This is a genomic window from Streptomyces sp. NBC_00667 (genome assembly GCF_036226825.1).
Lineage (GTDB): Bacteria > Actinomycetota > Actinomycetes > Streptomycetales > Streptomycetaceae > Streptomyces.
The window spans coordinates 6,214,174-6,236,638 of record NZ_CP109022.1 but is presented as its reverse complement, the minus strand read 5'-3'; the positions used below and the strand labels follow the sequence as shown (position 1 = coordinate 6,236,638).

Annotated in this window: 20 protein-coding genes; 9 read left to right on the top strand and 11 right to left on the bottom strand. The window is 74.2% G+C overall.

The window, feature by feature from the left end; all coding sequences use genetic code 11:
- The first annotated feature begins 70 nt into the window (after nucleotides 1–70).
- Nucleotides 71–1,117, top strand: a complete 1,047-nt coding sequence (locus OHA81_RS28370; RefSeq protein WP_329200538.1) for an alpha/beta hydrolase — start codon at nucleotides 71–73, stop codon at nucleotides 1,115–1,117.
- A complete protein-coding gene (locus OHA81_RS28365) occupies nucleotides 1,114–2,325 on the top strand; it encodes an acyltransferase family protein (protein WP_329200536.1) in 1,212 nt (403 codons plus the stop codon). The genes OHA81_RS28370 and OHA81_RS28365 overlap by 4 nt, the downstream gene beginning before the upstream one ends.
- 17 nt (nucleotides 2,326–2,342) lie before the next feature.
- Here the strand turns inward: OHA81_RS28365 and OHA81_RS28360 are convergent, their stop codons facing one another.
- On the bottom strand, nucleotides 2,343–2,765 hold the full coding sequence (locus tag OHA81_RS28360) for a DUF350 domain-containing protein (protein ID WP_329200534.1): 423 nt from the start codon (nucleotides 2,763–2,765) through the stop codon (nucleotides 2,343–2,345).
- A gap of 114 nt (nucleotides 2,766–2,879) precedes the next feature.
- Here OHA81_RS28360 and OHA81_RS28355 point away from each other — a divergent pair, with 114 nt between their 5' ends.
- Entirely contained in the window at nucleotides 2,880–4,694 is a 1,815-nt protein-coding gene (locus OHA81_RS28355; RefSeq protein ID WP_329200532.1) for a GNAT family N-acetyltransferase, read from the top strand.
- Here OHA81_RS28355 and OHA81_RS28350 read toward each other — a convergent pair.
- Nucleotides 4,652–6,685 (bottom strand): AMP-binding protein, encoded by a 2,034-nt coding sequence (locus OHA81_RS28350; RefSeq protein ID WP_329200529.1) that lies wholly within the window; start codon nucleotides 6,683–6,685, stop codon nucleotides 4,652–4,654. The two genes, OHA81_RS28355 and OHA81_RS28350, sit on opposite strands and share 43 nt — an antisense overlap.
- Before the next feature lie 125 nt (nucleotides 6,686–6,810).
- Between OHA81_RS28350 and OHA81_RS28345 the strand changes: the two genes are divergently transcribed.
- Together OHA81_RS28345 and OHA81_RS28340 are read left to right on the top strand one after the other, a co-directional pair.
- Nucleotides 6,811–8,721: an ABC transporter ATP-binding protein gene (locus OHA81_RS28345; protein WP_329200528.1), complete on the top strand. Its 1,911-nt coding sequence runs from the start codon at nucleotides 6,811–6,813 to the stop codon at nucleotides 8,719–8,721.
- A 296-nt stretch (nucleotides 8,722–9,017) separates the two neighbouring features.
- Nucleotides 9,018–9,800: an NPP1 family protein gene (locus tag OHA81_RS28340; protein ID WP_329202582.1), complete on the top strand. Its 783-nt coding sequence runs from the start codon at nucleotides 9,018–9,020 to the stop codon at nucleotides 9,798–9,800.
- On the opposite strand, the gene OHA81_RS28335 is transcribed toward OHA81_RS28340, so the two are convergent.
- Entirely contained in the window at nucleotides 9,784–11,136 is a 1,353-nt protein-coding gene (locus OHA81_RS28335) for a serine/threonine-protein kinase (RefSeq protein WP_329200527.1), read from the bottom strand. The two genes, OHA81_RS28340 and OHA81_RS28335, sit on opposite strands and share 17 nt — an antisense overlap.
- 10 nt (nucleotides 11,137–11,146) lie before the next feature.
- Nucleotides 11,147–11,866, bottom strand: a complete 720-nt coding sequence (locus OHA81_RS28330; RefSeq protein ID WP_329200525.1) for a TetR/AcrR family transcriptional regulator C-terminal domain-containing protein — start codon at nucleotides 11,864–11,866, stop codon at nucleotides 11,147–11,149.
- Nucleotides 11,867–11,975: 109 nt separating this feature from the next.
- Between OHA81_RS28330 and OHA81_RS28325 the strand changes: the two genes are divergently transcribed.
- On the top strand, nucleotides 11,976–12,692 hold the full coding sequence (locus OHA81_RS28325; RefSeq protein ID WP_329200524.1) for a DUF4386 domain-containing protein: 717 nt from the start codon (nucleotides 11,976–11,978) through the stop codon (nucleotides 12,690–12,692).
- A 27-nt stretch (nucleotides 12,693–12,719) separates the two neighbouring features.
- On the opposite strand, the gene OHA81_RS28320 is transcribed toward OHA81_RS28325, so the two are convergent.
- From OHA81_RS28320 to OHA81_RS28310, 3 genes are all read right to left on the bottom strand, one after another.
- The gene (locus tag OHA81_RS28320; protein ID WP_329200522.1) at nucleotides 12,720–13,604 is read right to left on the bottom strand and encodes a geranyl diphosphate 2-C-methyltransferase; all 885 of its coding nucleotides are present in this window, start codon (nucleotides 13,602–13,604) and stop codon (nucleotides 12,720–12,722) included.
- Between the two features lie 15 nt (nucleotides 13,605–13,619).
- Complete coding sequence (locus tag OHA81_RS28315; RefSeq protein ID WP_329200520.1) at nucleotides 13,620–15,011, bottom strand: family 2 encapsulin nanocompartment cargo protein terpene cyclase; 1,392 nt, start codon at nucleotides 15,009–15,011, stop codon at nucleotides 13,620–13,622.
- Between the two features lie 117 nt (nucleotides 15,012–15,128).
- Nucleotides 15,129–16,541 (bottom strand): family 2B encapsulin nanocompartment shell protein, encoded by a 1,413-nt coding sequence (locus OHA81_RS28310; protein WP_329200518.1) that lies wholly within the window; start codon nucleotides 16,539–16,541, stop codon nucleotides 15,129–15,131.
- Nucleotides 16,542–16,876: 335 nt separating this feature from the next.
- On the opposite strand from OHA81_RS28310, the gene OHA81_RS28305 reads away from it, so the two are divergent.
- On the top strand, nucleotides 16,877–17,398 hold the full coding sequence (locus OHA81_RS28305; RefSeq protein ID WP_329200517.1) for a gluconokinase: 522 nt from the start codon (nucleotides 16,877–16,879) through the stop codon (nucleotides 17,396–17,398).
- Here the strand turns inward: OHA81_RS28305 and OHA81_RS28300 are convergent.
- From OHA81_RS28300 to OHA81_RS28285, 4 genes are all read right to left on the bottom strand, one after another.
- The gene (locus OHA81_RS28300; protein ID WP_329200515.1) at nucleotides 17,395–17,694 is read right to left on the bottom strand and encodes a hypothetical protein; all 300 of its coding nucleotides are present in this window, start codon (nucleotides 17,692–17,694) and stop codon (nucleotides 17,395–17,397) included. The genes OHA81_RS28305 and OHA81_RS28300 overlap by 4 nt on opposite strands.
- 28 nt (nucleotides 17,695–17,722) lie before the next feature.
- On the bottom strand, nucleotides 17,723–18,397 hold the full coding sequence (locus OHA81_RS28295) for a hypothetical protein (RefSeq protein WP_329200513.1): 675 nt from the start codon (nucleotides 18,395–18,397) through the stop codon (nucleotides 17,723–17,725).
- Nucleotides 18,398–18,575: 178 nt separating this feature from the next.
- Nucleotides 18,576–19,835 (bottom strand): cytochrome P450, encoded by a 1,260-nt coding sequence (locus OHA81_RS28290; protein ID WP_329200511.1) that lies wholly within the window; start codon nucleotides 19,833–19,835, stop codon nucleotides 18,576–18,578.
- Between the two features lie 81 nt (nucleotides 19,836–19,916).
- Nucleotides 19,917–20,612, bottom strand: a complete 696-nt coding sequence (locus OHA81_RS28285) for a hypothetical protein (protein ID WP_329200509.1) — start codon at nucleotides 20,610–20,612, stop codon at nucleotides 19,917–19,919.
- Between the two features lie 221 nt (nucleotides 20,613–20,833).
- Between OHA81_RS28285 and OHA81_RS28280 the strand changes: the two genes are divergently transcribed.
- Both OHA81_RS28280 and OHA81_RS28275 read left to right on the top strand, forming a co-directional pair.
- Nucleotides 20,834–21,601 carry a methyltransferase domain-containing protein gene (locus OHA81_RS28280; RefSeq protein WP_329200507.1) on the top strand — a complete coding sequence of 256 codons (768 nt, stop codon included), beginning with the start codon at nucleotides 20,834–20,836 and terminating at the stop codon, nucleotides 21,599–21,601.
- A complete protein-coding gene (locus tag OHA81_RS28275) occupies nucleotides 21,598–22,395 on the top strand; it encodes a PIG-L deacetylase family protein (protein ID WP_329200505.1) in 798 nt (265 codons plus the stop codon). The genes OHA81_RS28280 and OHA81_RS28275 overlap by 4 nt, the downstream gene beginning before the upstream one ends.
- The last annotated feature ends 70 nt before the right edge of the window (nucleotides 22,396–22,465 follow it).

Below are 22,465 nucleotides of genomic sequence, written 5' to 3'. Positions count from 1 at the left end.
CGCGGTCTGACGCAGCGGCCGGTACCTCCTTCCTACCTTCTGCCTCACCACGAGGAGAGGGGAGGAGCGGATGCGCCGCTTCGGAAGGACGCTGGCCGCCGCCGCACTGGTGGCGACACTGGTCGCGGGCACCGCCGGTTGGGCGGGCGCGGACAGCGTCACGCCGGTCACCGGTCCGCCGCCGGGCACCGCCGCCTGGCTGGGCGACCCGCTGCCGGGCCGGCCGCTGCCCGACCCGGCGACCGCGTCGGCGCCCGAGGTCGCACGGTTCTTCGCCGGGCTCGACGACACCGTGCGTGCAGAACTCCTGCGCCGCCACCCGCTGGTGGTGGGCAATCTCGACGGGGCACCGCTCACCCTGCGGTACGAGGCCAACCGGCTGGCGATCACCGCCACGGGCGAGGCCCGGTACTCCTCCCTGGCCCGTCCCGGCCGGCAGATCCTCGCCTTCGACCCGCGCGGGCGGGGCCAGGTCGCCGAGGTGTTCGGGGACCTGGAACACGCGGCCCACGTGGCGGTGGTCGTCCCCGGCTCCGACAGCGACGCCTCCGGCCACGACACCGCTCGGGGGCCCGCCGCCGGCCCCGCCGCAATGGCCCGGGCGCTGCGCACAGCGACCGACGGCTCCGCCACCGCCGTGGTGGCGTGGACGGGCTACACCACCCCGGTCGGCATCGGCCTGGACGCGGCCGGCGGGCGGCTGGCCGAGGCGGGCGCCGTGCGCCTGGCCCGGTTCACGGCCGGGCTCGACGCGGTCGGCGCCCCCGACCCGGCGCTGTTCTGCCACAGCTACGGCTCGGTGGTGTGCGGGCTCTCGGCCCCGTACACGGACGCCGCCGACATCGTCGTGTTCGGCTCGCCCGGCATGCGGGCCGCCAACGCCGCCGCTCTGCGCACCGGTGCCCGCGTCTGGGCGGCCCGGGGCCCCTCCGACTGGATCGCCGACATCCCGAACGTCGAACTGGCCGGCCTCGGTCACGGCGCCGACCCGACGTCCGCCGCGTTCGGCGCCCGCCGGGTGCCCGCCGCCGATGTGGAGGGCCACACCGGGTACTTCGCACCCGGCACCCGCTCCCTGGCGGCGTTCGCCGCGATCGCGACGGGGGACGTCCGATGAGCGCCCTGACCGCGCTGCGGGCCACGGCCGCCCGGATCGAGCGGCAGACCCCCGCCCACCGGGACCGCGCCGTCGACGGGCTGCGCGCCCTCGCGCTGCTGGCCGTGCCGACCGGGCACTGGCTGCTCGGGGGCTTCACCCTCGACTCCGCGGGCGGCCTGCACAACGCGAGCCCGCTGTCGGCCTTCGGCGCCCTGGCGCCGGCGAGCTGGGTGCTCCAGATGCTGGGCATCTTCTTCCTGGTCGGCGGCTACGCCTGCGTGCTGTCCTTCCACCGCCGCACGGGTTCGACCGGCGCCTGGCTGCGGGGCCGGATCGCCCGCCTCGGACGGCCGGTGCTCGGGGTGACGGCGGTGTGGGCGCTGGCGGCGCCGGTGCTGTACGCGCTGGGCGTGCCCGAAGCGACGCTGCGGACCGGGGCGACGCTGGTGATCCAGCCGCTGTGGTTCGTCGGGGTGTACGTGGCGGTCACCGCGCTGACACCGTACTGCGTGCGCGCGTCGCACCGGCTCGGCGGGTGGGCGGCGGTCCCGCTGCTGGCCTCCGTCGCCGTCGTGGACGCCCTGCGCTACGGGCCGCTCGCCGGTTCCGTGCCGGGCTGGCTGTCGCTGCTGAACATCGTGCCGGGCTGGCTGTTCGCGTACCAGCTGGGCGTGGACTGGGGCGAGGGCCGGATCGGACGCCGAGGGGCGTGGGCGCTGCTGGTGGGCGGGGTCGCGCTGTTCGCGACGCTGCTGACGGTGTTCCACTACCCGGCGTCGATGGTCGGGGTGCCGGGGGCGGCGCGGACCAACTCGCACCCGCCGTCGCTGCTGGTGCCGGCGCTGGCCGCGGCCCAGTCGGGTGCGGCGATGCTGGTGCGCGACCGGCTGGCGAGGCTGCTGTCGCGGCCCGCGCTGTGGGCGCCCGTCGTGGTGGTCAACCTGTGCGCGATGACGATCCTGTGCTGGCACCAGAGCGCCATGCTGGCCGCCGCCGTCCCCGGCTCGTTCGTCGGGGAGCTGGCGGGTCTGACCACCTCCCCCGACAGCCCCGGGTGGATCGCGGCCCGGCTGGCCTGGATGCCGGTGTTCGCGGCGCTGCTGGTGGGCATCGCCCGCTACGCCCGCCGCTTCGAGGAGCCGTGGACCCGGGCGACGGCGGTCCGCAGGGCCCTGGCGGGCGTACTGGCGGCGGGGTTCGCGGTGTTCGCCCTGGGCCTGGCGTGAAGGCGGCGCCCGGACGGTCAGGCGATGGAGGCGGCGACGATCGCGGCGACGGCCAGGTTGCAGGAGGCCGTGACCCAGACCGCCGGGTGGGGCTCCGGGTCGACCACGATCGCGCCGAGCTTGCCGGGGGTCACCAGGTCCAGTACCAGGAAGGCCACCGCCATCAGCACCAGGCCGAGCACGCCGAACGCCGCGGTGGACGCCAGGCCCTTGCCGAAGTCCTCGTACGTCGTCCAGATCGAGGTGAAGACGATGCCTCCGACGCCGAGCAGCGCGGAGCTGAGCATCACCGCGGCGTTGCGGTTGCGCTCCTCCCAGATCTGCTGCGGGAGCTTCCCCGGCGTCAGTACGTCCACCAGGACGATGCCGAGGATCAGCAGCACCAGGCCGAGGGCGCCGAAGGCGCTGGTGCGGCCGAGTCCGTCGAGGATGTCGCTCATGGGAAGCCTGTCTGCGCGTGAGGAGGAAGGCGTGGGCAGGAAGGGGTTGCACCCCGCCGTGGGCCGGGCGAATCTATCGCACGTCCGGGCGGCGGACCATGGGGAGGCCGGTACGTGGAACAGCTCAGGGCCGCACGGCCCGATGAGGCGCGGACACTGACCGCGCTCGTCCTGCGGTCCAAGGCCCACTGGGGGTACGACGCGCGGTTCCTGGCGGCCTGCGCACCGCAGTTGGCACTCCGGCCGCACGAGGTGACGGCCCGGCGGGTGGTGGTCGCCGAGGACGGGCACGGCGCCGTCGTGGGCCTCGCCTCCCTTGAGCCCGAGGGCGACGGGGAACGGGCACGGCTGGGGCTGCTGTTCGTGGAACCGGCGGTCATCGGCCGCGGTGTGGGGCGGCTGTTGTACCGGGACGTGCTGCGCCGGGCGCTCGCGCTGGGCGTCCGCCGGCTGCTGATCGACGCCGATCCGCATGCGGCGGGGTTCTACCGGGCGATGGGCGCGGTTGCTTCGTCGGGCGCCCCGCAGGGCCTGGTGCGGTTCGAGGTGGCTCCGGTCCCCCTCGCCGGGTGGGCGCGGGCGTGGACGGGCGGGGGCCGCGCGGTGCACGTGGGCAACGTGGCCGAGTTCAACGCGCAGTTCGCCGACGCCTCCCTGGACCGGGAGCAGTCGGCCGCGCACCACTACGCCGCGCTGGCCGCGTTCTACAGTCCCGAACCGGCGGCCCTGGTGCTGCCGCGGCCGGTGCCGGCGCACTGGCCGGCGCTGGTGGGGCGGCAGTTGGGCTGGGGCGAGGTGGAGGTGTTCGACGGCCTGGCGGAGTCGGGCCCGGGCCTGTCGTGGGCGGTACGGGCCCGGCCGGCGCTCGTGGAACGGCTGACGGCGGCCGGGCTGCCCCTCGTACCGTGGGGGCTGACGGAGCCCTTCGGGCGGCTGTCGGGCCGGCCGTGGCGGCCGCGGGAGCTGCGCTACGAGTCGAAGGCGGCCTCGCACGCCCTGTTCGCCGAGATCCTGGCGGGCGGCGGGCATCCCGCGATCAGGCTGCCCGCGCAGTGGCGGGCCCCGACCCGGCGGGCGGCGGCGCGGACGGTGGCGCGGCGGGCCGCCGCCGGGGAGGCCTCGGTGGTCAAGTCGGAGCACGGCGTGGGTGGTTCCGGGGTCACGGTCGTCACACCGCAGCGGCTGCGGACGCCCGGCGGGGCGCGGGTGCTGCGGCGGCGGCTGCCGCGCGGCCCGCTGCTCGTGGAGGAGTACGTGCCCGGTCCCGCCGCGGGGGAACCGGGCGGCGGCCTGCGGGACCTCACCTACGACGGGTTCGTGGACGGCGCGGGCCACGTCCACGAGGCCGGGGCGGCGGTCATGGACGTGACCGACGGCGGCTACCGGGGGGCGACGGTCGGGCCCGGGGTGGTGCCCGCCGAGGCGGAGGGGCCACTGCTGGCCTTCGGCGCGGCCGTGGGCCGGGAGCTGGCGCAGGCGGGCTACCGGGGCTGGTTCGACGTGGACTTCGTCACGGACGGGGCGGGCCGCCTGGCGCCGACCGAGACGAACCTGCGCCTGACCGGCCCGGCGCTCGCCTTCATGGTGGCGGCCCGGCTGGACGCGCTGCGGGGCGCGGGGCACTTCGTACGGATCGCGGACCGGGTGGAACTGGGGGCGCGGCTGCCGGACGGGCAGCTCGAGGAGCTGTGCGGGGAGCTGGCGCGGGCCTGCTCGCGGCTCGGGGCGGTGTTCGTCCCGGCGATCCCGACCGCGGCGTTCGAGCCGGCGCCCTGGCTGGGCGTACTGGTGGCCGCGCACGGCAAGGAGGCGCTGGACGCGGCCGGGGCACTGGTGCGGGAGCGGGCGCTCGCGGTCGGACGGCCGTTCACCCGTGGGCGGTCGCCTCAGTCGTCTCCGAAGGGGGAGGCCGGTTTCCGCGTGAGGTAGAGGGCCACGACGGCGCCCGCGATCATCAGGGGGATGTTGAAGGTGTAGACGAGGGCGGCCTGGCGCGGCCAGTCGTGCTTGGCGGCGAGCCGGTAGAGGTTGTCCTGGGGCCACCAGGCGACGAGCAGGTAGACGACGGCAAGGTGGGCCGCCCTGGTCAGGGCGCGGCTCCGGCCCCGCATCCGGGAGCGCCCGCCGAACAGGAAGACGACGCCCGCGGCGAAGGCCAGCGCCTCGAAGACGTAGAGGACGAAGAAGAGGGCCGCCCAGGGACTCGGTACCCCGCTGAGGTCGGTCGAGCCGGGCCAGAACACACCGGTGAGGGCGAGCGCGAAGAGGGCCAGCACGAGCACCGCGCAGCCGGAGGCGAACGCCGGGGAGAGTTGTTCCCCGCCCCCGCCCGCGTACTTTCCGGCGCCGCGGGCGGTCCGCGCGGGGCCGTCCGGCAGGGGCGGCAGCGGGAGGCCGGCGCGGTCCTCGCGGCCCGTGCGGTCCCGGGGCAGGGCGCGCAGCGGCACCACGGTGTACGGGAGGTGCTCCGGGGGCACCTCGTCCGCGAGGTGGGCCCTGAGCGCGACGGCGTCGGGCAGGCCGGCGCCCGGAGGTGCACCGGCCGGTGGCGGGGCGAGGTAGGCGACGATCCCGCGGGAGCCGGCCCGGGGACGCTTGCCGGGGCCGCCGTCTGCGGAGCCGCCGTCCCGGACGTCGGCGACGAGCGCGGACCCCACGCCGTCGTGGGACCGGATCAGGGATTCCAGGTGGTGGGGGTCGAGGTGGGGGCCGTGTCCGGTGATCCGGTCACGGATCCGGCCGCGGAACTCCAGGAGCCCGTCGGGGCCCAGCAGACCGAGGTCGCCGGTGGGTATCGCTTCCCCGCCGTCGGGCGGGGTGAGCAGGATCTGCCCGTCGCGCAGGTCGGCACGGCAGCCGGGGAAGGGGACGCCGATCAGCGCGAGCCGTGCGGGGGCGGCGGGCGGGGCGGGCAGCCGGGACAGCTCGAACCAGGTGCCGGTCCCGGCGCTCTCGGCGGTTCCGTAGAGGGCGAGCACGCGCGCGCCGGGCCGCAGTCGGGCTTGCAGGGCGGCGTGCTGGTCGAGGTAGAGGCGGTCTCCGGTGACGGTGACCATGCGCAGCGACCGGGCGGCGGTGCCCGGTGCCGGGCGCACGACGGCCGCTTCCCGGTCCGGTTGCGGGCGGTCGCCGAGGAGCAGCCGCAGGGCCCCGGCCGGGTCGGTGTGCAGGACCGTGACGTCGTCGGCGTCGACCGCCGCGCGGATGCCGTCCGGCGACCAGGGCGTGCGCTCGGTGAGGACCAGGGCGCCGCCCGTGCACAGGGCGCGGGGCCACCCGGCGGCGAAGGCGGTCGCGTCGGGCCCGGCGGTGATCAGGTGCCGGTCGGCGGGGCCCGGGGCCGCGACCTCGGCCCAGCTGTCGCAGGCGGCGAGCAGCAGGGGGTGGCTGACGGGGACGGGGCGCGGGTCGGCGGCCCCGGTGAACAGCAGCGCGGCGGTGCCCCGGTCGCGCGTCGCGGGGGTGGGCCGGTCGGTGGGCCGCCCCGCGATGGCGGACGCCTCGGCGCCCAGGCGGATGAACCGCAGGCCCCGGCCGTCGTCGAGCCGGGGGTGGTGTGCGGCGTGGGTGAGGACGGCGTCGGGGCGGATCGCGGCGAGCTGCCGCTGTCCGGTGCGCGGGTCGGCGACGTCGATCAGTGCGTAGGCCGCGCCCGCTTTGAGGACGGCGAGGAGGGCGACGACGAGTTCCTGCTGCCGGGCGGTACCCACGGCCACGAGAGCCTGGTCGGGCAGTCCGGCGGCGAGGAGGTGGTGGGCCAGCTGGTTGGAGCGGGCGTCGAGCTGCCCGTAGGTGAGAGTGTCCGGCCCGGCGACGAGCGCGCGGGCCCCGGGGGCGTCGTGCGCCCACTGTTCGAAACGCCGGAGGACACTGCCGAGGGCCTGCCGTCCTGGACGGGTGGTCTCTGATCCCTGCGTCATGGACCGATGATGCCACCTGGCACCGACAACCCGGAGCTCCGAACATCCTTGCTGTGCAGTGCAGTTGGGGCTCTTCGGAGCAAATCATTGACCTCAAGTTTGGTTGAGGTCGTAGCGTTCGGCGTATGGATATGGAAGTCACCGCCTGGACATCGCTGCACAGCGCCATGAACGCCCAGCAGGACCGTCGCCCCCTCTCCCGGGCGAGCCTGCGCCGGATCGCCGCCTTCGCCCGCCCGCACCGCCGGGGCCTCACCGCCTTCCTGTTCCTCAGCGTGGTGACCGCACTGCTCGCCGTGGCGACCCCGCTGCTCGCCAGCCGGGTCGTGGACACGATCGTCGGGGGCGGGAGCAGCGGCACCGTCACCCGCCTCGCCCTGCTCATCGCGCTCATCGCGGTGGCGGAGGCCGGGCTCGGCCTGCTGACCCGCAAACTGTCGGCCACCCTCGGTGAGGGGCTGATCCTCGATCTGCGGACGGCGGTCTTCGACCACGTACAGCGGATGCCGGTCGCCTTCTTCACCCGCACCCGTACCGGCGCCCTGGTGAGCCGGCTCAACAACGACGTGATCGGCGCCCAGCGGGCCTTCAGCAACACCCTGTCCGGGGTGGCTTCCAACATCGTCACCCTGCTGCTGACGCTTGCCGTGATGCTGGGCATCTCCTGGCAGATCACCCTGCTGGCGCTGGTACTGCTGCCGGTGTTCGTGCTGCCGGCGCGGCGGATGGGGGCGCGGATGGCCTCCATGCAGCGCGAGGCCTCGGCGCTCAACGCCGCCATGGGCACCCAGATGACGGAACGGTTCTCCGCGCCCGGCGCCACCCTGGTCAAGCTGTTCGGACGCCCTGCGGAGGAGTCCGCCGAGTTCGCGGCGCGGGCGGCCCGGGTGCGGGACATCGGCATCCGCACCGCCATGGCACAGTCGGCCTTCATCACCGCCCTCACCCTGGTCTCGGCCCTCGCCCTGGCGCTGGTCTACGGCCTCGGCGGCTACTACGCCGTGCACGGGACCCTCGAAGCGGGTTCCGTCGTGGCCCTCGCCCTGCTGCTCACCCGGCTCTACTCCCCGCTGACCGCCCTCGCCGGGGCCCGCGTGGAGGTGATGAGCGCGATGGTGAGCTTCGAGCGGGTCTTCGAGATCCTCGACCTCGAGCCGCTCATCGCCGAGAAGCCCGACGCCCGCCGGGTTCCGGACGGGCCGGTGACCGTGGAGTTCGACCGGGTCTCCTTCGGTTACCCCTCTCCTGACAAGGTCTCGCTCGCCTCCCTGGAGGAGGTCGCCACCCTCGACGCCCGGGGCGGCACCCGGGTGCTGCACGACGTCTCGTTCCGCGCCGAACCCGGCCAGATGATCGCGCTCGTCGGCTCCTCCGGCGCGGGCAAGTCGACCATCGCGCAGCTGCTGCCGCGCCTGTACGACGCCGACGAGGGCGCGGTCCGTCTCGGTGGCATCGACGTACGGGACCTCACCGCCGACTCGGTCCGCGAGACCCTCGGCATGGTCACCCAGGACGGCCACCTGTTCCACGAGTCGGTGCGGGCCAACCTGCTGCTGGCCCGGCCCGGGGCGAGCGAGGAGGAGCTCTGGGAGGCGCTGCGCCGCTCGCGCCTGGACGGGCTCGTCGCCTCGCTGCCGGACGGCCTGGACACCGTCGTCGGCGAACGCGGCTACCGACTGTCGGGCGGGGAGCGCCAGCGGCTGACGATCGCACGGCTGCTGCTGGCCCGCCAGCGGGTGGTGATCCTCGACGAGGCCACCGCCCACCTCGACTCCACCTCGGAGGCGGCCGTCCAGGAGGCCCTCGCGGAGGCCCTGTCGGGCCGGACGGCAGTGGTGATCGCGCACCGCCTGTCGACGGTCCAGGCGGCCGATCTGATCCTGGTGGTGGAGGAGGGCCGGATCGTGGAACGGGGCACGCACACCGAGCTGCTGGCGGCGGGCGGCCGCTACGAAGAGCTGTACCGCACCCAGTTCGCCCCGGCGGAGACCGCCGACCCCACCCCGGACGCCACCTTGCCGGTCTCGGGCGGATGACCCGCCGTCCCCGGTAGCCCGGCACCGCGCTGACGCTGCTGCCGGGCAAAGCTCCCGGGCGGCCCCGTCCGAGGCCCGGCGGAGCCCCCGCAGCGGCGCCGGAGGGGCCGGCCCTGGGCCTCGGATTGGGCTCGGAAGCGCCGCAGGACGGACGCGGATCACGCCATGCACGGTTCCCGCACCGGCAGTTCGTCCGGCGGCCATGTACGTGGCGGCGCGGACGGGGTGTACTGGGGCGCTTGCCCGGACGACCACCGCCCCGCCAAGGAGCCGATGTGCGCAGCGCCCCGCCGCCGATGACGAACCCACAGCACGCGCCCCGTCACCGGCTCCGCCGGATCCTGACCGCCGCCGGCCTGGGAGCCGCGTCCCTCGTGATGACGCTGCCCACCGCCGCCGTCGCCGCCGTCATCCCGCAACTCCCGCAGAACGCGGACGGCTTGGAGCAGACCTTCTCCCCCGCCTACGACTACGACAGGGACGGCTGCTACGCCACCGCCGCCATCAGCCCCGACGGCACTGCCAACCCGGGACTGAAACCCGGCGGGGACGTCAACGGCCACTGCCGGGACCTCGCGCAGCTGCAGAACTCCAACACCTACTCGCGCGCGAAGTGCAACAACGGCTGGTGCGCGGTCATGTACGCGAGTTACTTCGAGAAGGACCAGGCCACCCTCGGTCCGGCGGCCATCGGCCACCGCCACGACTTCGAGCACGTGGTCGTCTGGATCAAGGACAACCAGGTCGAGTACGTGTCGACGTCCCAGCACAGCGGCTGGAAGTGGTACCCCCGCTCCCAGGTCCGGTTCGACGGCACGCACCCCAAGGCCGTCTACCACAAGGACGGCGCCTCGACGCACTTCTTCCGGCTGGCCAACGGCAACGACGAACCCGCCGAGAACCACACGGGAAACTGGTTCTTCCCCCGCCTCGTCGGCTGGAACGGATACCCGGCCGGCTTGCGCGACCGGCTCATGAACGCCGATTTCGGCGCCGCCACCATCAAGATCTCCGACCCCCGTTTCAACGACGCCCTCAACGCCGCGAAGCCTCCCGTCCCCTTCAACCCCTACGGCTGACGGCGCCGCCTCCCGGCACCAGCCACCACAGGAGCCAGCAACAGGTCCCGAGGAGCAGGCCGTTGGTGACCACCTCCACCACCCCCCAGATCGGCCAGATCGCGGCGACACCGAAGAACAGCCACACGTTCACCAGGACGAACAGCAGCCACCCGACGGCCGGGGACCACCGGGGCCGCAGGACGGCGTTGACCAGCGCGATCACCCCAGCCGTGACGGAAATGAGCATCTCCCGCTTGTAGCCGTGCCAGTTGTCCACCGCGTTCCACGGCAGCACGGTGCCGAGCCAGACCAGCACGAAGCAGCCCGCGGCGCGCAACAGCAGCGAGAGCGGGGTCTGCGCCGGCGCCGTGAGCCGGGTGGCGGCGACCCGGGCGGCCACCGCCTCGGCGTCCGTCACCTCGGCGTCCGTCGCCCCCACCGGCCCGACCGGCGGCAGGAGGCGGTGCGTGGGTGCGGCCCGTACGGGGATCTCCGTCGCCGCGGTGCCCCGCAGGACGGCCTCCAGCGCCGCCAGTGCCTGGTCGGCGCAGGCCCGCGCCTGCGGGTCCTTCGTCAGGAGGGCCGCAAGTACGGGCGCCAGGGGGCCGGCCCGCTCCGGTACCGGCGGCTCCTTCGTGACGATGGCCACGCACAGGGCGGAGAACGTGTCGGCGGAGAACGGCGGACGGCCCTCCAACGCGCTGTACAGGGTGGCTCCCAGCGACCAGAGGTCGGTGGCGGGCGTCGGCGGCTCGCCCTCCAGTTGCTCCGGAGCCATGTAGGCGGGCGTGCCGATGAGGGTCCCGGTATGGGTGAGCGTCATCGTGGCGTCCGCCACGTGGGCGATGCCGAAGTCCGTGATGACGACCCTGTCGTCCATCAGCAGGACGTTGTCGGGCTTGAGGTCGCGGTGGACGATGCCGGAGGCGTGCGCCCGGGAGAGGGCTTTGAGCATCGAGGCGCCGATCTCGGCGACCCTGCGCACCGGTAACCGGCCCGCCTCGCGCACCGCGGCGGCGAGGGAGGGTCCGGTCACGTACTCCATGACGATGACCGGAGCGCCTTCGTGCTCGACCACGTCGTGCACCGTGATGATCCCCGGGTGGTTGAGCCGGGCCGCGGCCCGCGCTTCGCGCAGGACGCGCTGGAGCAGCAGGGCGCGCTGTTCCTCGCCGACGCCCGGCGGCAGCATGACCTCCTTGACGGCGACCTCGCGGCCCAGTCTCTCGTCGCGGCCCCGCCAGACCCGGCCCATTCCGCCCCGGCCTACGAGATCCAGGAGTCGGTACCGCCCTCCGATCAGCGCCCCGCCCACCTCTGCCCCGCCCACCTCTGCCCCACCCACCTCTGCCACGCCGCCCACCCTAGCGCCGCGTGCCGCCCGCGTTCGTGGACTTCCATCCCTGCTTGTGGAGCTTCTCGAAGCCGTCCAGGAGCAGGTCCAGGGCGAACTCGAACTCGAACTGGTCGTCACAGCCCTGGCCCACCACCGACCCCTGGTCGTGGGCCACCGCCCGGGCCAGCTCCGTGACGTGGGGGTACCGCGCCGCGGCCGCGGCCGAAGCCTCGGCCGCGGGACCGGGGTCCGGCGGGGTGGGCTGCGGTGGCGGGGTGTCGTACAGCTCCTGGGTGAAGCCGAGGACCCGGCTCCCGAGAGCGTGCATCACATGGTGGGTGAGGTCGACGGACAGGCCGCCGGCACGGAACGTTCCGATCACCGAGTCCAGGTGGGCGAGTACGGCGGGAGTCGGCCGGCTCCGGGAGCGGAGCACCTGGGAGGCCCAGGCGTGCCCGCGCAGGGCGCTCCGGGCGGAGAGGATCCGGTTGCGGACCGCGTCCTTCCAGTCGGTTCCCGGGGGCGGGTCGTCGATCCCGCCGACGACGACGTCCACCATGCCGTCCAGCAGTTCTTCCTTGCCGGCGACGTGTTTGTAGAGCGCCATCGGTACGACGCCCAATTCCTGGGCCAGCTTGCGCATGCTCAGGCCTTCGATGCCCGTGTCGTCGGCGAGCGCCACGGCCACGCGCAGCACCCGGTCCCGGTTCAGGGGGGACCGGCGTGCGGTCCCGGTCCGTTCCGCCATCCCGGTCGGCTCCCTTCGCAGTCGGTGCCGGAGGCCCGGCTTGACGAGTGTACGCCGTACACCTACTGTGCTCCGCAGGTGTACGCCGTACACCTCCTAGGAGGTCCACATGAGCGCAACCAGGAGAACGGCCGTCCTCGCGGGCGTCTTGTTCCTCGTCACCGAGACAGCGGCGATCGGCGGGCTCACGCTCTACGGACCCGCGCTGCACGGCGCGGCCTACGTCACCGGCTCCGGCGCGGACGTCCGGGTCTTCCTCGGCGCCTTGTCGGAGTTCGTACTCGCCCTCGCCGTGATCGGTACCGGCGTCGTCCTGTTCCCGGTCGTCAAGCGGCACGGCGAAGGGGCCGCCCTGGGCTACGTGTGCGGGCGCCTGCTGGAGGCGGCCGTGATCGTCGTCGGCATCATCAGCGTGCTGTCGGTCGTGACGCTGCGCAGACGATCGGCGGGAGCGGGCACCGGTGACTCCGCCTCCCTCGCCACGGCCGGCGACGCCCTGATCGCGATCCACGACTGGACGTTCCTCTTCGGCCCCAACTTCGTCCTGGGGGCGAACACCCTGGTGCTGGCGTCCCTGATGTACCGCTCGCGGCTCGTGCCCCGCCCCCTCGCCGTGCTCGGCCTGGTCGGCGGGGCCATGACCTGCGCGTCGGCGACCGCCGTGCTGTTCGGCCTCTACCCGCAGGTCTCGGCGGCGGGCTCGCTGGCGGCGCTCCCGGTCTTCGCGTGGGAGGTGACGCTGGCCGTCCGGCTCATCGCCAGGGGCTTCGACCCGGCGCCGCAAGCACGTGCCGGGGCAACGGCGCGGGCCGGGTCCGTCGGATGACGGACCAGGCCCGTGGTCCGGGGCCGGTCACACCCGGTCGGCCGCGATCAGGACGTACTGGAACGAGCCGTCCTTGTAGGAGTTGATGAACGCCTCTTCGATCCCGGTGACCAGCGAGGACGTGGCCCGCAGCTCCCAGTAGGGCAGGGTCTGCGGGGTCAGGTCGATGACGGCCTGCGGTACGAGACGGTTGTCGGCCATGGCCCGCAGGTACTCACGGCGGGAGTGGATGTTGCACTCGAAGTGCGCGTTGATCTGGGAGACCCACTTCGAGGGCTGGCCGTAACGCGGGTTCCAGCAGCCGGTGATGGTCACGTAGCGGCCGCCGACCGCGAGGACGCGGGAGTGCTCGGCGAAGAGGTCCTGCACGTCGACGTACATGCTCGACTCGTTGTTCCAGGAGGCCGCGGCCCGCCCGGTCTCGAAGGGCGTACCGAGCATGTTGCAGACACGGGCCCGGACGTGGTCCTCGATGCCGAGTTCACGGGCGCGCCGGTTCGCGAACTCGGCCTGCTTGGCCGAGAGGGTGACTCCCTCGACCTTGCACCCGAAGCGCTGGTGGGCCATCACCATCGAGCCGCCGCGGCCGCAGCCGGCATCCACGAGCGTGTCGTCCCGACCGATCGGACCGAGGTGGTCCAGCAGGACCTCGGCCTGCGCCGACTCCAGGCGGTGCAGTTCGGCGATCAGCTTCTTCTCGTACGCGCTGTCGCCCGGGTCGCCGAGGGCGGCGTGGTCGACGTCACCGATGCCGTAGTGGTGGTGGTAAAGGCCGTCGACATCGCCGAGCCGCAGGTTCACCGGCCGTGCCTCGACGTCCCAGTAGCGGGCGATGTCGCCCTGGTAGGGCGTCGCCGGGCCGGGGATGAACACGGAGGCGGAGGTGGCCGCGGTGAGATCGGTGCTAGTCACAGATGGATCCAATCCTTACCAGAAGTCGGGGAGGCTGTAGCGATAGGTGTTGGTCTGGTGCCAGTAGTGGTTGCCGTCGACCCATACGGCGACTCCCCGCAGGAAGCGCTGCACGCTGGGAACGGGGCAGGCGGCGGCCAGGGCGGCGGCTTCGGCTTCGAAGTCGCGCATCAGGTCGTTGTGGACCTCGACCGCCTTCAAGTAGCCCTCGCGGTCGGAAACGCCCTCGCGTTCGGCGATCACCACCGGAAGGTTCAAGTGCTTGCCGGGACTGGCGAGTTCCTTGGTGTACGAGTACAGGTCGTTGACGATCGTGGTGGCGTTGCCCGCGAGTGCGATGACCCGCTGCATGGCGGGCTGCGCGTGCAGGTCGGCCGGCAGTTCGTAGCCGCCGACGGTGTCGGTGATGGTGGGGCAGGGGCGGAAGTTGTTGAACTGCCGCATCGCCAGGTACTCCCACACCTCGGGGACGTGGTCGGTCTGGGCCCAGGCGGCTTCGGCGAGATAGCCCAGGTGGAGCCGGGCCATGTCGTGCCGGAACCGGTCGGCCTGGGAGGCCGTGGACTGCTGGACGAAGTACTCCATGGCGGAGCGGTACGCGCGCCGTGGAGCGTCCGCGCCCAGTGACTCCACCCACTGCGGCTGGTACTCCCCCGTCGTGTGGAGGGGGTCGAGGGCGGTGTGCGCCAGCAGGAGGCGTCCGCCGAGACCGATGGGCGAGCCGCCGTGGTCCTCGCAGTAGCAGTCGTCGACCGCGTTCTCCGCGACCATCAGCCGGGTGGCGATCATCAGGTGGTCGACGCTCGCGGCGTCCGGATGGCAGGCGACCATGTAGCGACCGACGGAGAACCCGTCGAACTGGTCCTCCCAGTCCTCGGGGTACAGCTCGACCTCGTCCAGGGCCCAGGCCTTGATCCTCCGGCTGACCTCCTGCACCCGCGCCGCATCGGGCTCCGGCACGGGATGGTGGTACAGGCCCGGGATGGGGCGGCCCTGCGGGGGCTCCGGCGCCTCGGGAACCGCCGGCACGGGTACCCCCGGAGCCACCGGCTGCACGTGCCGGCCGGGGTAGAGGCTCGCCGTACCCAGACCGCTGGGGCCGCGCAGGATCCGTTCCAGGGCGGGGCTCCGCCGCACCACCGCGGCAGCGCCCTCCCGCACGGAGGCGGGCACGTCCGCGTCCACGTCAACGGGTGTTGCCACGGGTGCTGGTGCGGGCGCTCCTGCGGACACGGCCACCGGCGGGGGGAGGGGGACGGCGGGCGGGGAGGGGAGCGCGGGCCCGGAGCCGGCGGCGGCCGCGACACCCGTGGCCTTGGCGAGGACGTCGGCGAGGACATGGGCCCCGAAGCGGGCGGCGGCCCCGGGCAGGCTCGATTGCAGAGGGGAAAGCCCGGGCTCGGGCATCCGTGGCTCCTTGGGGGTGTGGGCGGGCTGTCCCGGACCATGGGCATGCTCGGGCGGCCCGGGACGGTCCGGGCCGTCGTGGGTCATGGGGCGGCCGGCGCGGTCGGGCAGGTCCCGCTACTCGGGCCTGCGGGCGATCCGTACGTTCTCCAGCACGCCCAGCGCGTCGGGCACCAGGACGGCAGCGGAGTAGTAGGTGGTCACCAGGTAGGAGATGATCGACCTTTCGTCGATGCCCATGAAGCGCACCGACAGGCCCGGCTCGTACTCCTCCGCCAGACCGGTCTGACGCAGACCGATGACGCCCTGGTTGTCCTCGCCGGTGCGCATCGCGAGGATGGAGCTGGTGTTCTCTTTGGTGATCGGGATCTTGTTGCAGGGCAGGATCGGGACCCCGCGCCAGGCCGGGACCTGCTGGCCGCCGACGTCGACGTGGTCCGGGTAGAGCCCGTGGGCGTTGAGCTCGCGCCCGATCGCGGCGATCGTCCGGGGGTGCGCGAGGAACAGCTTCGTGCCACGCCGGCGGCAGAGCAGGTCGTCGAGGTCGTCCGGGGTGGGCGGGCCGGAGTGCGTCTGGATCCGCTGCTTGAAGGCGGCGTTGTGGAGCAGACCGAACTCCCGGTTGTTGATCAGCTCGTGCTCCTGGCGCTCGCGCAGCGCCTCGATGGTGAGCCTGAGCTGCTCCTCGGTCTGGTTCATGGGTTCGTTGTAGAGGTCGGCGACCCTCGTGTGGATCCGCAGCACGGTCTGCGCGAGGGACAGTTCGTACTCGCGCGGCTTGAGCTCGTAGTCCACGAAGGTGCCGGGCAGCTCGGCCTCACCGGTGTGGCCGGACGACATCGCGATCTCGGCTTCGCCGTGCTTGTTCTGCCGCTGGCGGGGCAGCGAGCTGAACTGCCGGACGTGCTCCTGCAGATGGGGCGCCGTGGACAGTACGGCGGAGAAGTCGGCGCGGGACAGCGTGAGCAGGGTGCCGCCCGTCTCGGCGGTGGCGGTGCAGTCCCACCTGGCGCCGCCGTCCAGCAGGGCGCTCTCCCCGAAACGGTCGCCGTCGGCGAGTACGGCGACAGCCACCTCGTCGCCGTACTTGCCGACGGAGGTCTGCCGGATCCGGCCGTGGGCGATCAGGTGGATCTGCTCGGCGGGGTCACCGCGTTCGACCAGCACCTCGCCCGCGCGGAAGTCGCGCTGCACGCACCGGCCGGCGATCGCGGTCAGTACGTCCACGTCGTCGAAGCCGCGCAGCAGGGCCAGTTCGCCGAGCTCGCGGGGGATCACCCGGACGTGCGCGCCGTCCTGGAGGAACTCGATGCGCCCGTCCCCGACGGCGTAGCTCAGCCTGCGGTTCACCCGGTAGGCGCCGCCCTTGGTCTCCACCCAGGGAAGCATCCGCAGCAGCCAGCGGGAGGTGATCTCCTGCATCTGCGGAGCGGACTTGGTCGTGGTGGCAAGGTTGCGGGCGGCCGCCGTGCCCAGGCTGGACTGCCGGGGGGGCTCCAGGTGCGCTTCCGGGCTGGTGTCAACGGTCATCGGGCGAGCTCTCCTTAACAAGGGAGGTGATCGGCTTACGTGCACGTCAACCGGTGAAAGAGGAAATAAGAGGCTGAACCTCCGGAATCCGGCCAGATCCATGGGAACGGTAACTGCCGGTACCCCCACTCGGCCCTGTGAAGCCGTGGGTTTACCTCGAAGCGGTGATCTTGCCGCGTGGGGTGTTTGCCGGGGCCGTCGACGGTATTCGGCCTTTGGCCGAGAGCGCCCGGTGGCGGCACGGTCTCCTCTCGGACTCCGCTCTCCGCTTGAATACGTCCTGCCGACCGGCTCCAGCGGGGAGAGCGGCGGCGACGGAGGGGGAGGTGCGTGACATGGGGCAGGGGGCCGGAGCCGGGGGCGTCATCGTGGTGATGGGCGTGGCGGGATCGGGGAAGACGTCCGTGGGCCGGCTGCTCGCGGACGCGCTCGGCCTTCCGTTCGCGGAGGGCGACGCGTTCCACCCGGCGGCCAATGTCGCCAAGATGTCGGGCGGCACGCCCTTGGACGACACCGACCGTCGGCCGTGGCTGGACGCCATCGGCGAGTGGCTCGGCCGGGCGGCGGGGCACGGCGGCGGCGTGGTCTCCGCGTCCGCCCTCAAGCGGGGCTACCGCGACCGGTTGCGCGCGGCGGCGCCCGGGGTGGTCTTCGTCCACCTCACCGGCGAGCGGGCGCTGATCGAGAAGCGGTTGGAGGAGCGCACGGGCCACTTCATGCCGGTCGCGCTGCTGGACTCCCAGCTCGCCGCGCTGGAACCGCTGCAGGACGACGAGGCCGGTGTGGTCGTCGATGTGGCGGGGACGGCCGCGCAGACCGCGGAGCGGGCCGTGACCGCGCTGCGGGAGCGCCCTTAGGGATCCTTGCGGCGGAGCGCCGGTCCCGCCGGGCGCCGCGATCGCCGCGATCGCCGCGGGGCGTCGAGCTGGGCGGCGGCGAGGGTCAGGCCGCCGGCCGCGACGGCGCAGCGCTCGGCGAGCAGGGTGACCTCGGCGTGGAGGGGGTCGGCATACGAGCCCCGGCGCCCGAGGTCGGCGGCGACGGAGCGAAGCCGTTCGGCGTGTGAGCGCAGTGCGTCGGAGTGGGCGCGCAGGCCGTCGGCGGGGCCGGGCGGGCGGCGCCGGCCCCTGGGGGTCGGGGGAAGGTGGTTCATCCGTGTCCTCCGGGGTGGGTCTGGCGGATCACCTGCTGCCACCGGTGCGGCGGGGACCGCGTCCGAGGAAGGCGCGGAAGGCCGCGCCGAGCCCGACCAGCCGCGGGGCGGGCCTGCCCCGGCCGGTGGCGATCTGCCAGCCCGCGTGGTCGTTGAAGGGGTTGTCGTCGGTCAGCGCGTCCCAGGCGAGGATGTCGGCGAAGGACGGGGCCAGCAGGCCGAACGCCCGGCCGGCGCCCCGCTCCCGCAGGATCCCGCGGAACAGCCGGACGGCCTCGCCCTGCCGTCCCGCCTCCGCCGCCCGGAACACGGCGGCGGAGTCCGGATCCGCCATCAGCTCGGGGTGCGCCTCGCGCGCGGCCCGGAGCCTGGCCTTGAGGCCGCACACCGCGAGGCTGACGGCGAGGCTCTCGCGGCCGGCCAGGATCCCGGCGAGCCACCCGGCCCGGGCCGCGCCCCGGCCGCGCGCGGCCCAGCCGAGGCCGGCCGGGTCGGTGAGGGTGCGCAGCAGGGTGCGCCACGCGGGCCCGGGCCGCCCGCCGCGGCCGAGGGAGGCGGCGGGGAGGCGGGCTCCGAGGGCGAGGCCGGAGGCGTAGCGGGCGGCCTCGTCCACGGCGTCGGCCGCCTCGGCCAGCTCCAGGCACAAGGCGCGCAGCAGTTCGGCGTCCTCGGTGGCGGACGCGGAGGTCGGGGTGTCGGGCATGGGCACCTCGGTGGCTCGGATCCGGTCACGGGCTCCGGCGAACGCGTTCACCGGCGGGCTGGGCGGCGGCTCATCGGCGGGGTCGTGAGCCACCTCGTCGGCAGGCTCGACGGCCCGCGCATCGGCCGGCTCGACGGCGGGGTCCTGGGCCGGCTCAACGGCGCTCTCGTGGGCGGGGTCATCGGCGGGCCAGCCCCAGCCGGATCCCGCGCGGGTCGAGCGTCACGGGCAGCGGCCCCATCGGGTCCAGCGCGGGGCGCCCGTCCCGTACCCGGTGTCCGCGCAGCACCTCCGCGCAGAAGGCGGCCACGACGAGCAGGCCCAGCTGGTCCCCGGGGCAGCGGCCCGCTCCGTGGCTGAACGGGGCCATCCGGACGTCCTGGCGCGCCCCGTGGGACGACCACCGTCCGGGTACGAAGACGTGCGCGGCCGGCAGGTGTTCGGGGTCGCGCTGGTGGAACAGGACGGGCAGCAGCACGGCGGTCCCGACGGGGTGGCGCACCCCTCTCCACTCGGTTTCGGCGCGGGTGATCCGGATCAGGTCCGGCACCACCGGGTAGAGCCGCAGCGATTCCTGGACGCAGGCCCGCAGCCTGGGCAGTTCGCCCGTGCCCGCGTCGGCCGCCCGGGCCTCGGCGGCGGCCACGTCCTGCTCGGCGGGGTGCGCGGCGAGGAGCAGCAGGGTGCGCAGCAGGGTCGCGGGGACGGAGTCCATGGCCTGGAGCCAGTGGCGGGCCCGGCCGGTGGAGTCGGCGTGCCGGCGGGCCCGCCCGATCAGGGTGTGCGGCTCGGCGTGGGCGGCGTACTGCCCGATGCGGGCGGCGGCCTTGTCGGAGAGTTCCCCGACGGCGCGGGTGCGGCCGCCGCGCAACCGGCGCAGCCATCCGGCGAGTTCCTCGTCGTCGGCGGCCTCGTCACCGAGCACCATCCGCCGGCCGGCCCGGGCGACGGCGTGCCGGGCGCGGGCGAGCCGGAGGGTCCCCTGGCCGGTGAGCTGCCGGGCCTCCTCGGCGATGACGGAGAGGAAGGGGGCGCAGGAGGGGTGGACGGCCGTGCCGGACGCGAGGACGGCGTCGTCGATCTCGCGCCGGTCCTCGCGGCTGCCGGGGGGCGCCGAGTAGAACTGGTGGAGGTCCTGCGGGTCGAGGATGACGAGCAGCGTTCCGGACAGACCGCGCACGAGGACGGGTGCTCCGCCGTGCCGGGCGCGCATGGCCCGCAGGGTGGCTGCGGACCAGTGCGGGCGGGCGAGGGCGGGCCAGGTCCGGGCCGTGTGCGGGCGGCGGGTCACGAAGCCGCGTACGAGATCGGGCAGGGCGTGGGTGGCGGCGAAGCGGACCGTCTCGGCCCGCCCGGCCCTGGCGGGCTGCCCGGCTCCGGCGGTCCCGGCTCCGGTCCCGGCCGGGCCGCGGCCGGCCGTCGTGGTCGACTGGGTCATTGCCGGGACCACCTTGCCTGTTCGGTCGGTGACATCGGGATCACCGTACGTCGGGGGTGGTGGGTGCGCGCTCCGGGTGCGCTACGGGAGTGGAGCGGCGAACGCCGCCTCGCGGAACGCGGTGGGCGGCGGGCCGTCCGGGGACGCGGGGACGAGCACCGCCCAGCGGCGCCGGGCGGGCGAGACCCACAGGGCGGGGCCGTCGCCGTGGACCCAGACCCCCGAGGGCGCCGGGCGCCAGAGGAGGCCGCGGGCCGGAGTCAGCTCGCCGGTCCGGATGCGCAGCGACTCGGCGGTCCAGGCGCGGGGGATCGGATGGTCGGCCGGGGAGAGCAGGTGGCGCAGGAACCGGGCGAGGTCGGCGCCGGTGGTGTGCAGGGTGGCGCCGGTGAGGCGGGTACGCGTCATGCCGAGGGGCCGCCAGATGCGTGCGCCGGCGTGCTCGGCGAGCGGCCCGCCGCAGAGGTGCTCCGCGAGCCGGGTCAGTCCGGGGACGCCACCGGGCCGTGTGAGGAGGTGATGGGCGGTGCTCCCGTCGGGCGCCTGGGCCCCGTAGGCGGCGACCGGGGTGTGCAGTGCCAGCTCCCCCTGGGCGACGAGGCTGCCGATGACGGGCCAGAGCGCCAGCACGGCGGCGAGCCCGCTGACATCGAGCCCGCCGTCCTGGTCCCCGCCCGCGGCCTCCACCCCGTCGACCCCGCCGACGGCCCACACGGCTCCGTCCCCGGCGGCCTCGGCCAGTTCCCCCGCGCGCGCCTGCCCACTCCGCAGCGTCATGGTCCCCCACGCTATCCCCCCGCTCCCCCGCCACCGCCCCGCTCCCGCCGCGCCCACCCCCGTCCACCCGTATGCCGGTACGCACGTCCCGCCGCCGGCCGCTGTCCGAAGAGCCGCGTCCAGGAGCGGGACACCATCGACGGACCACTTGTCCCCCGCCTGTGCGGCCGCGGCGATACCGTCCCCGGACGGATGGAGCTCCCGAGAAGTTCGACACCGCGATGACTGCCTGGCAGGAATGGCAGGACGCCCCCTGGGGCCGCCTGCGTTACGCGATCGCCGAGGCGAACCTGGTCCGGCACCTCGAAGGGCCGGGTGAGGGGTCGCTTCGCGTACTGGATCTCGCGGGCGGCGACGGCGGCGATGCGATGCGCCTCGCGGCCCGTGGGCACCACGTCACCGTTGTCGACTACTCCCCCGCCATGCTCGCCGCGGCAACCGCGCGCGCCTCGGCGGCCGGCCTCACGGAGCTGATCACCTGCGTGCAGGCCGACGTGGCTGCTCTGCCCGCGGAGCTTTGCGGGGCGGGCTTCGACGTGGTGTTGTGCCACAACCTCCTGCAGTACGTGGACGACGCGCCGGGTACCCTCGCCACCCCCCTTACTCCACTGAGACCCGGCGGCCTGCTCTCGGTGATGGCCGTCAACCGGCACTCGGCGACCTTGAGACTCGCCGTTCGCGAGGGGGATCCGGCCGCCGCGCGGGCCTCCCTCGGCACCGATCAATCGCGGACCCGGATGTTCGACTCGACGCTGGCGCTCCACGTAGCCGATGAGATCATTGCCGTCCTCCGCGGCCTCGGCTGCCAGGACGTGCAGCACTACGGCATCCGCAGCTTCTGCGACTACATCGCCGACGACGCGCGCAAGTACGACCCGGCGTTCTACGCCGAACTCGAACGCCTGGAGCTCGCCGCCACTGCACGGCCGCCGTACATGCACACCGCCCGGCTCTTCCAGCTGACGGCACGGAAAGGGGAACGGCCGTGACCGCACCCCACGCGTCGAAACCGTCGCTCCTCGGGGTCTTCGCCCACCCCGATGACGAGTCGCTCCTCGTCGGGGGCGTGTTCGCCCGGCACGCCGCCGCCGGCGCGCGCACCGCCGTCGTCACCACCACCTGGGCCCCGGACAGCCATCGGGCCGCCGAGCTCGCCGATGCCCTGGCCGCCCTCGGAGCCGGACGCCCCCGCATGCTCGGGTTCGCCGACGCACGCGTCCCCGAGTCGGCGCCCGGACGGCCGCGGCTGTGTGACGCGCCGTTCGACGAGGTGGTCGGGCTGCTCGTCGGGCACGTGCGCGCGTTCCGTCCGGACATCGTCGTCACCCATGACGCCCACGGCCAGTTGACGGGTCACCCGGACCACGTCCGCACCCATCGGCTGGCCGCCGCCGCGGTACACGCCGCCGGGCTCGAACACCTGTATCCCGGCGCGGGAGCGCCCTGGCGGCCGACCGCCCTCCACCTGGCCACCCATCCGCACTCCGGGGTCGGCGAGCTGGGCCCGCTCCTGGCCCTGGTGGGCAAGAAGCTGTGGAGCGTGCCGGACGAGCACATCACCGCGACGGTCGACGTGAGCGCCTGGCTGGGGCAGAAGTGGGCCGCCATCACCGCGCACCGCAGTGAAGCGGCGCGGGAGCGCTCCCTCCCCGGCATTCTCCTGCGCCTGCCGGCCGACACCCGGGAACGGATCCTCTCCACCGAGTACTACTCCCGCCTCGACACCGGGCCCTCGGCCCCCGGCACGGAGCCGTCCCCCGGCCGGGTGGTGTTTCCGGGGTGAGGGGGTGAGCCTGGTGGCATGACCGGAGCTGTCGAGCCGCCGCGTGAGCCGTCCGTCGGGCGGGTGGTTC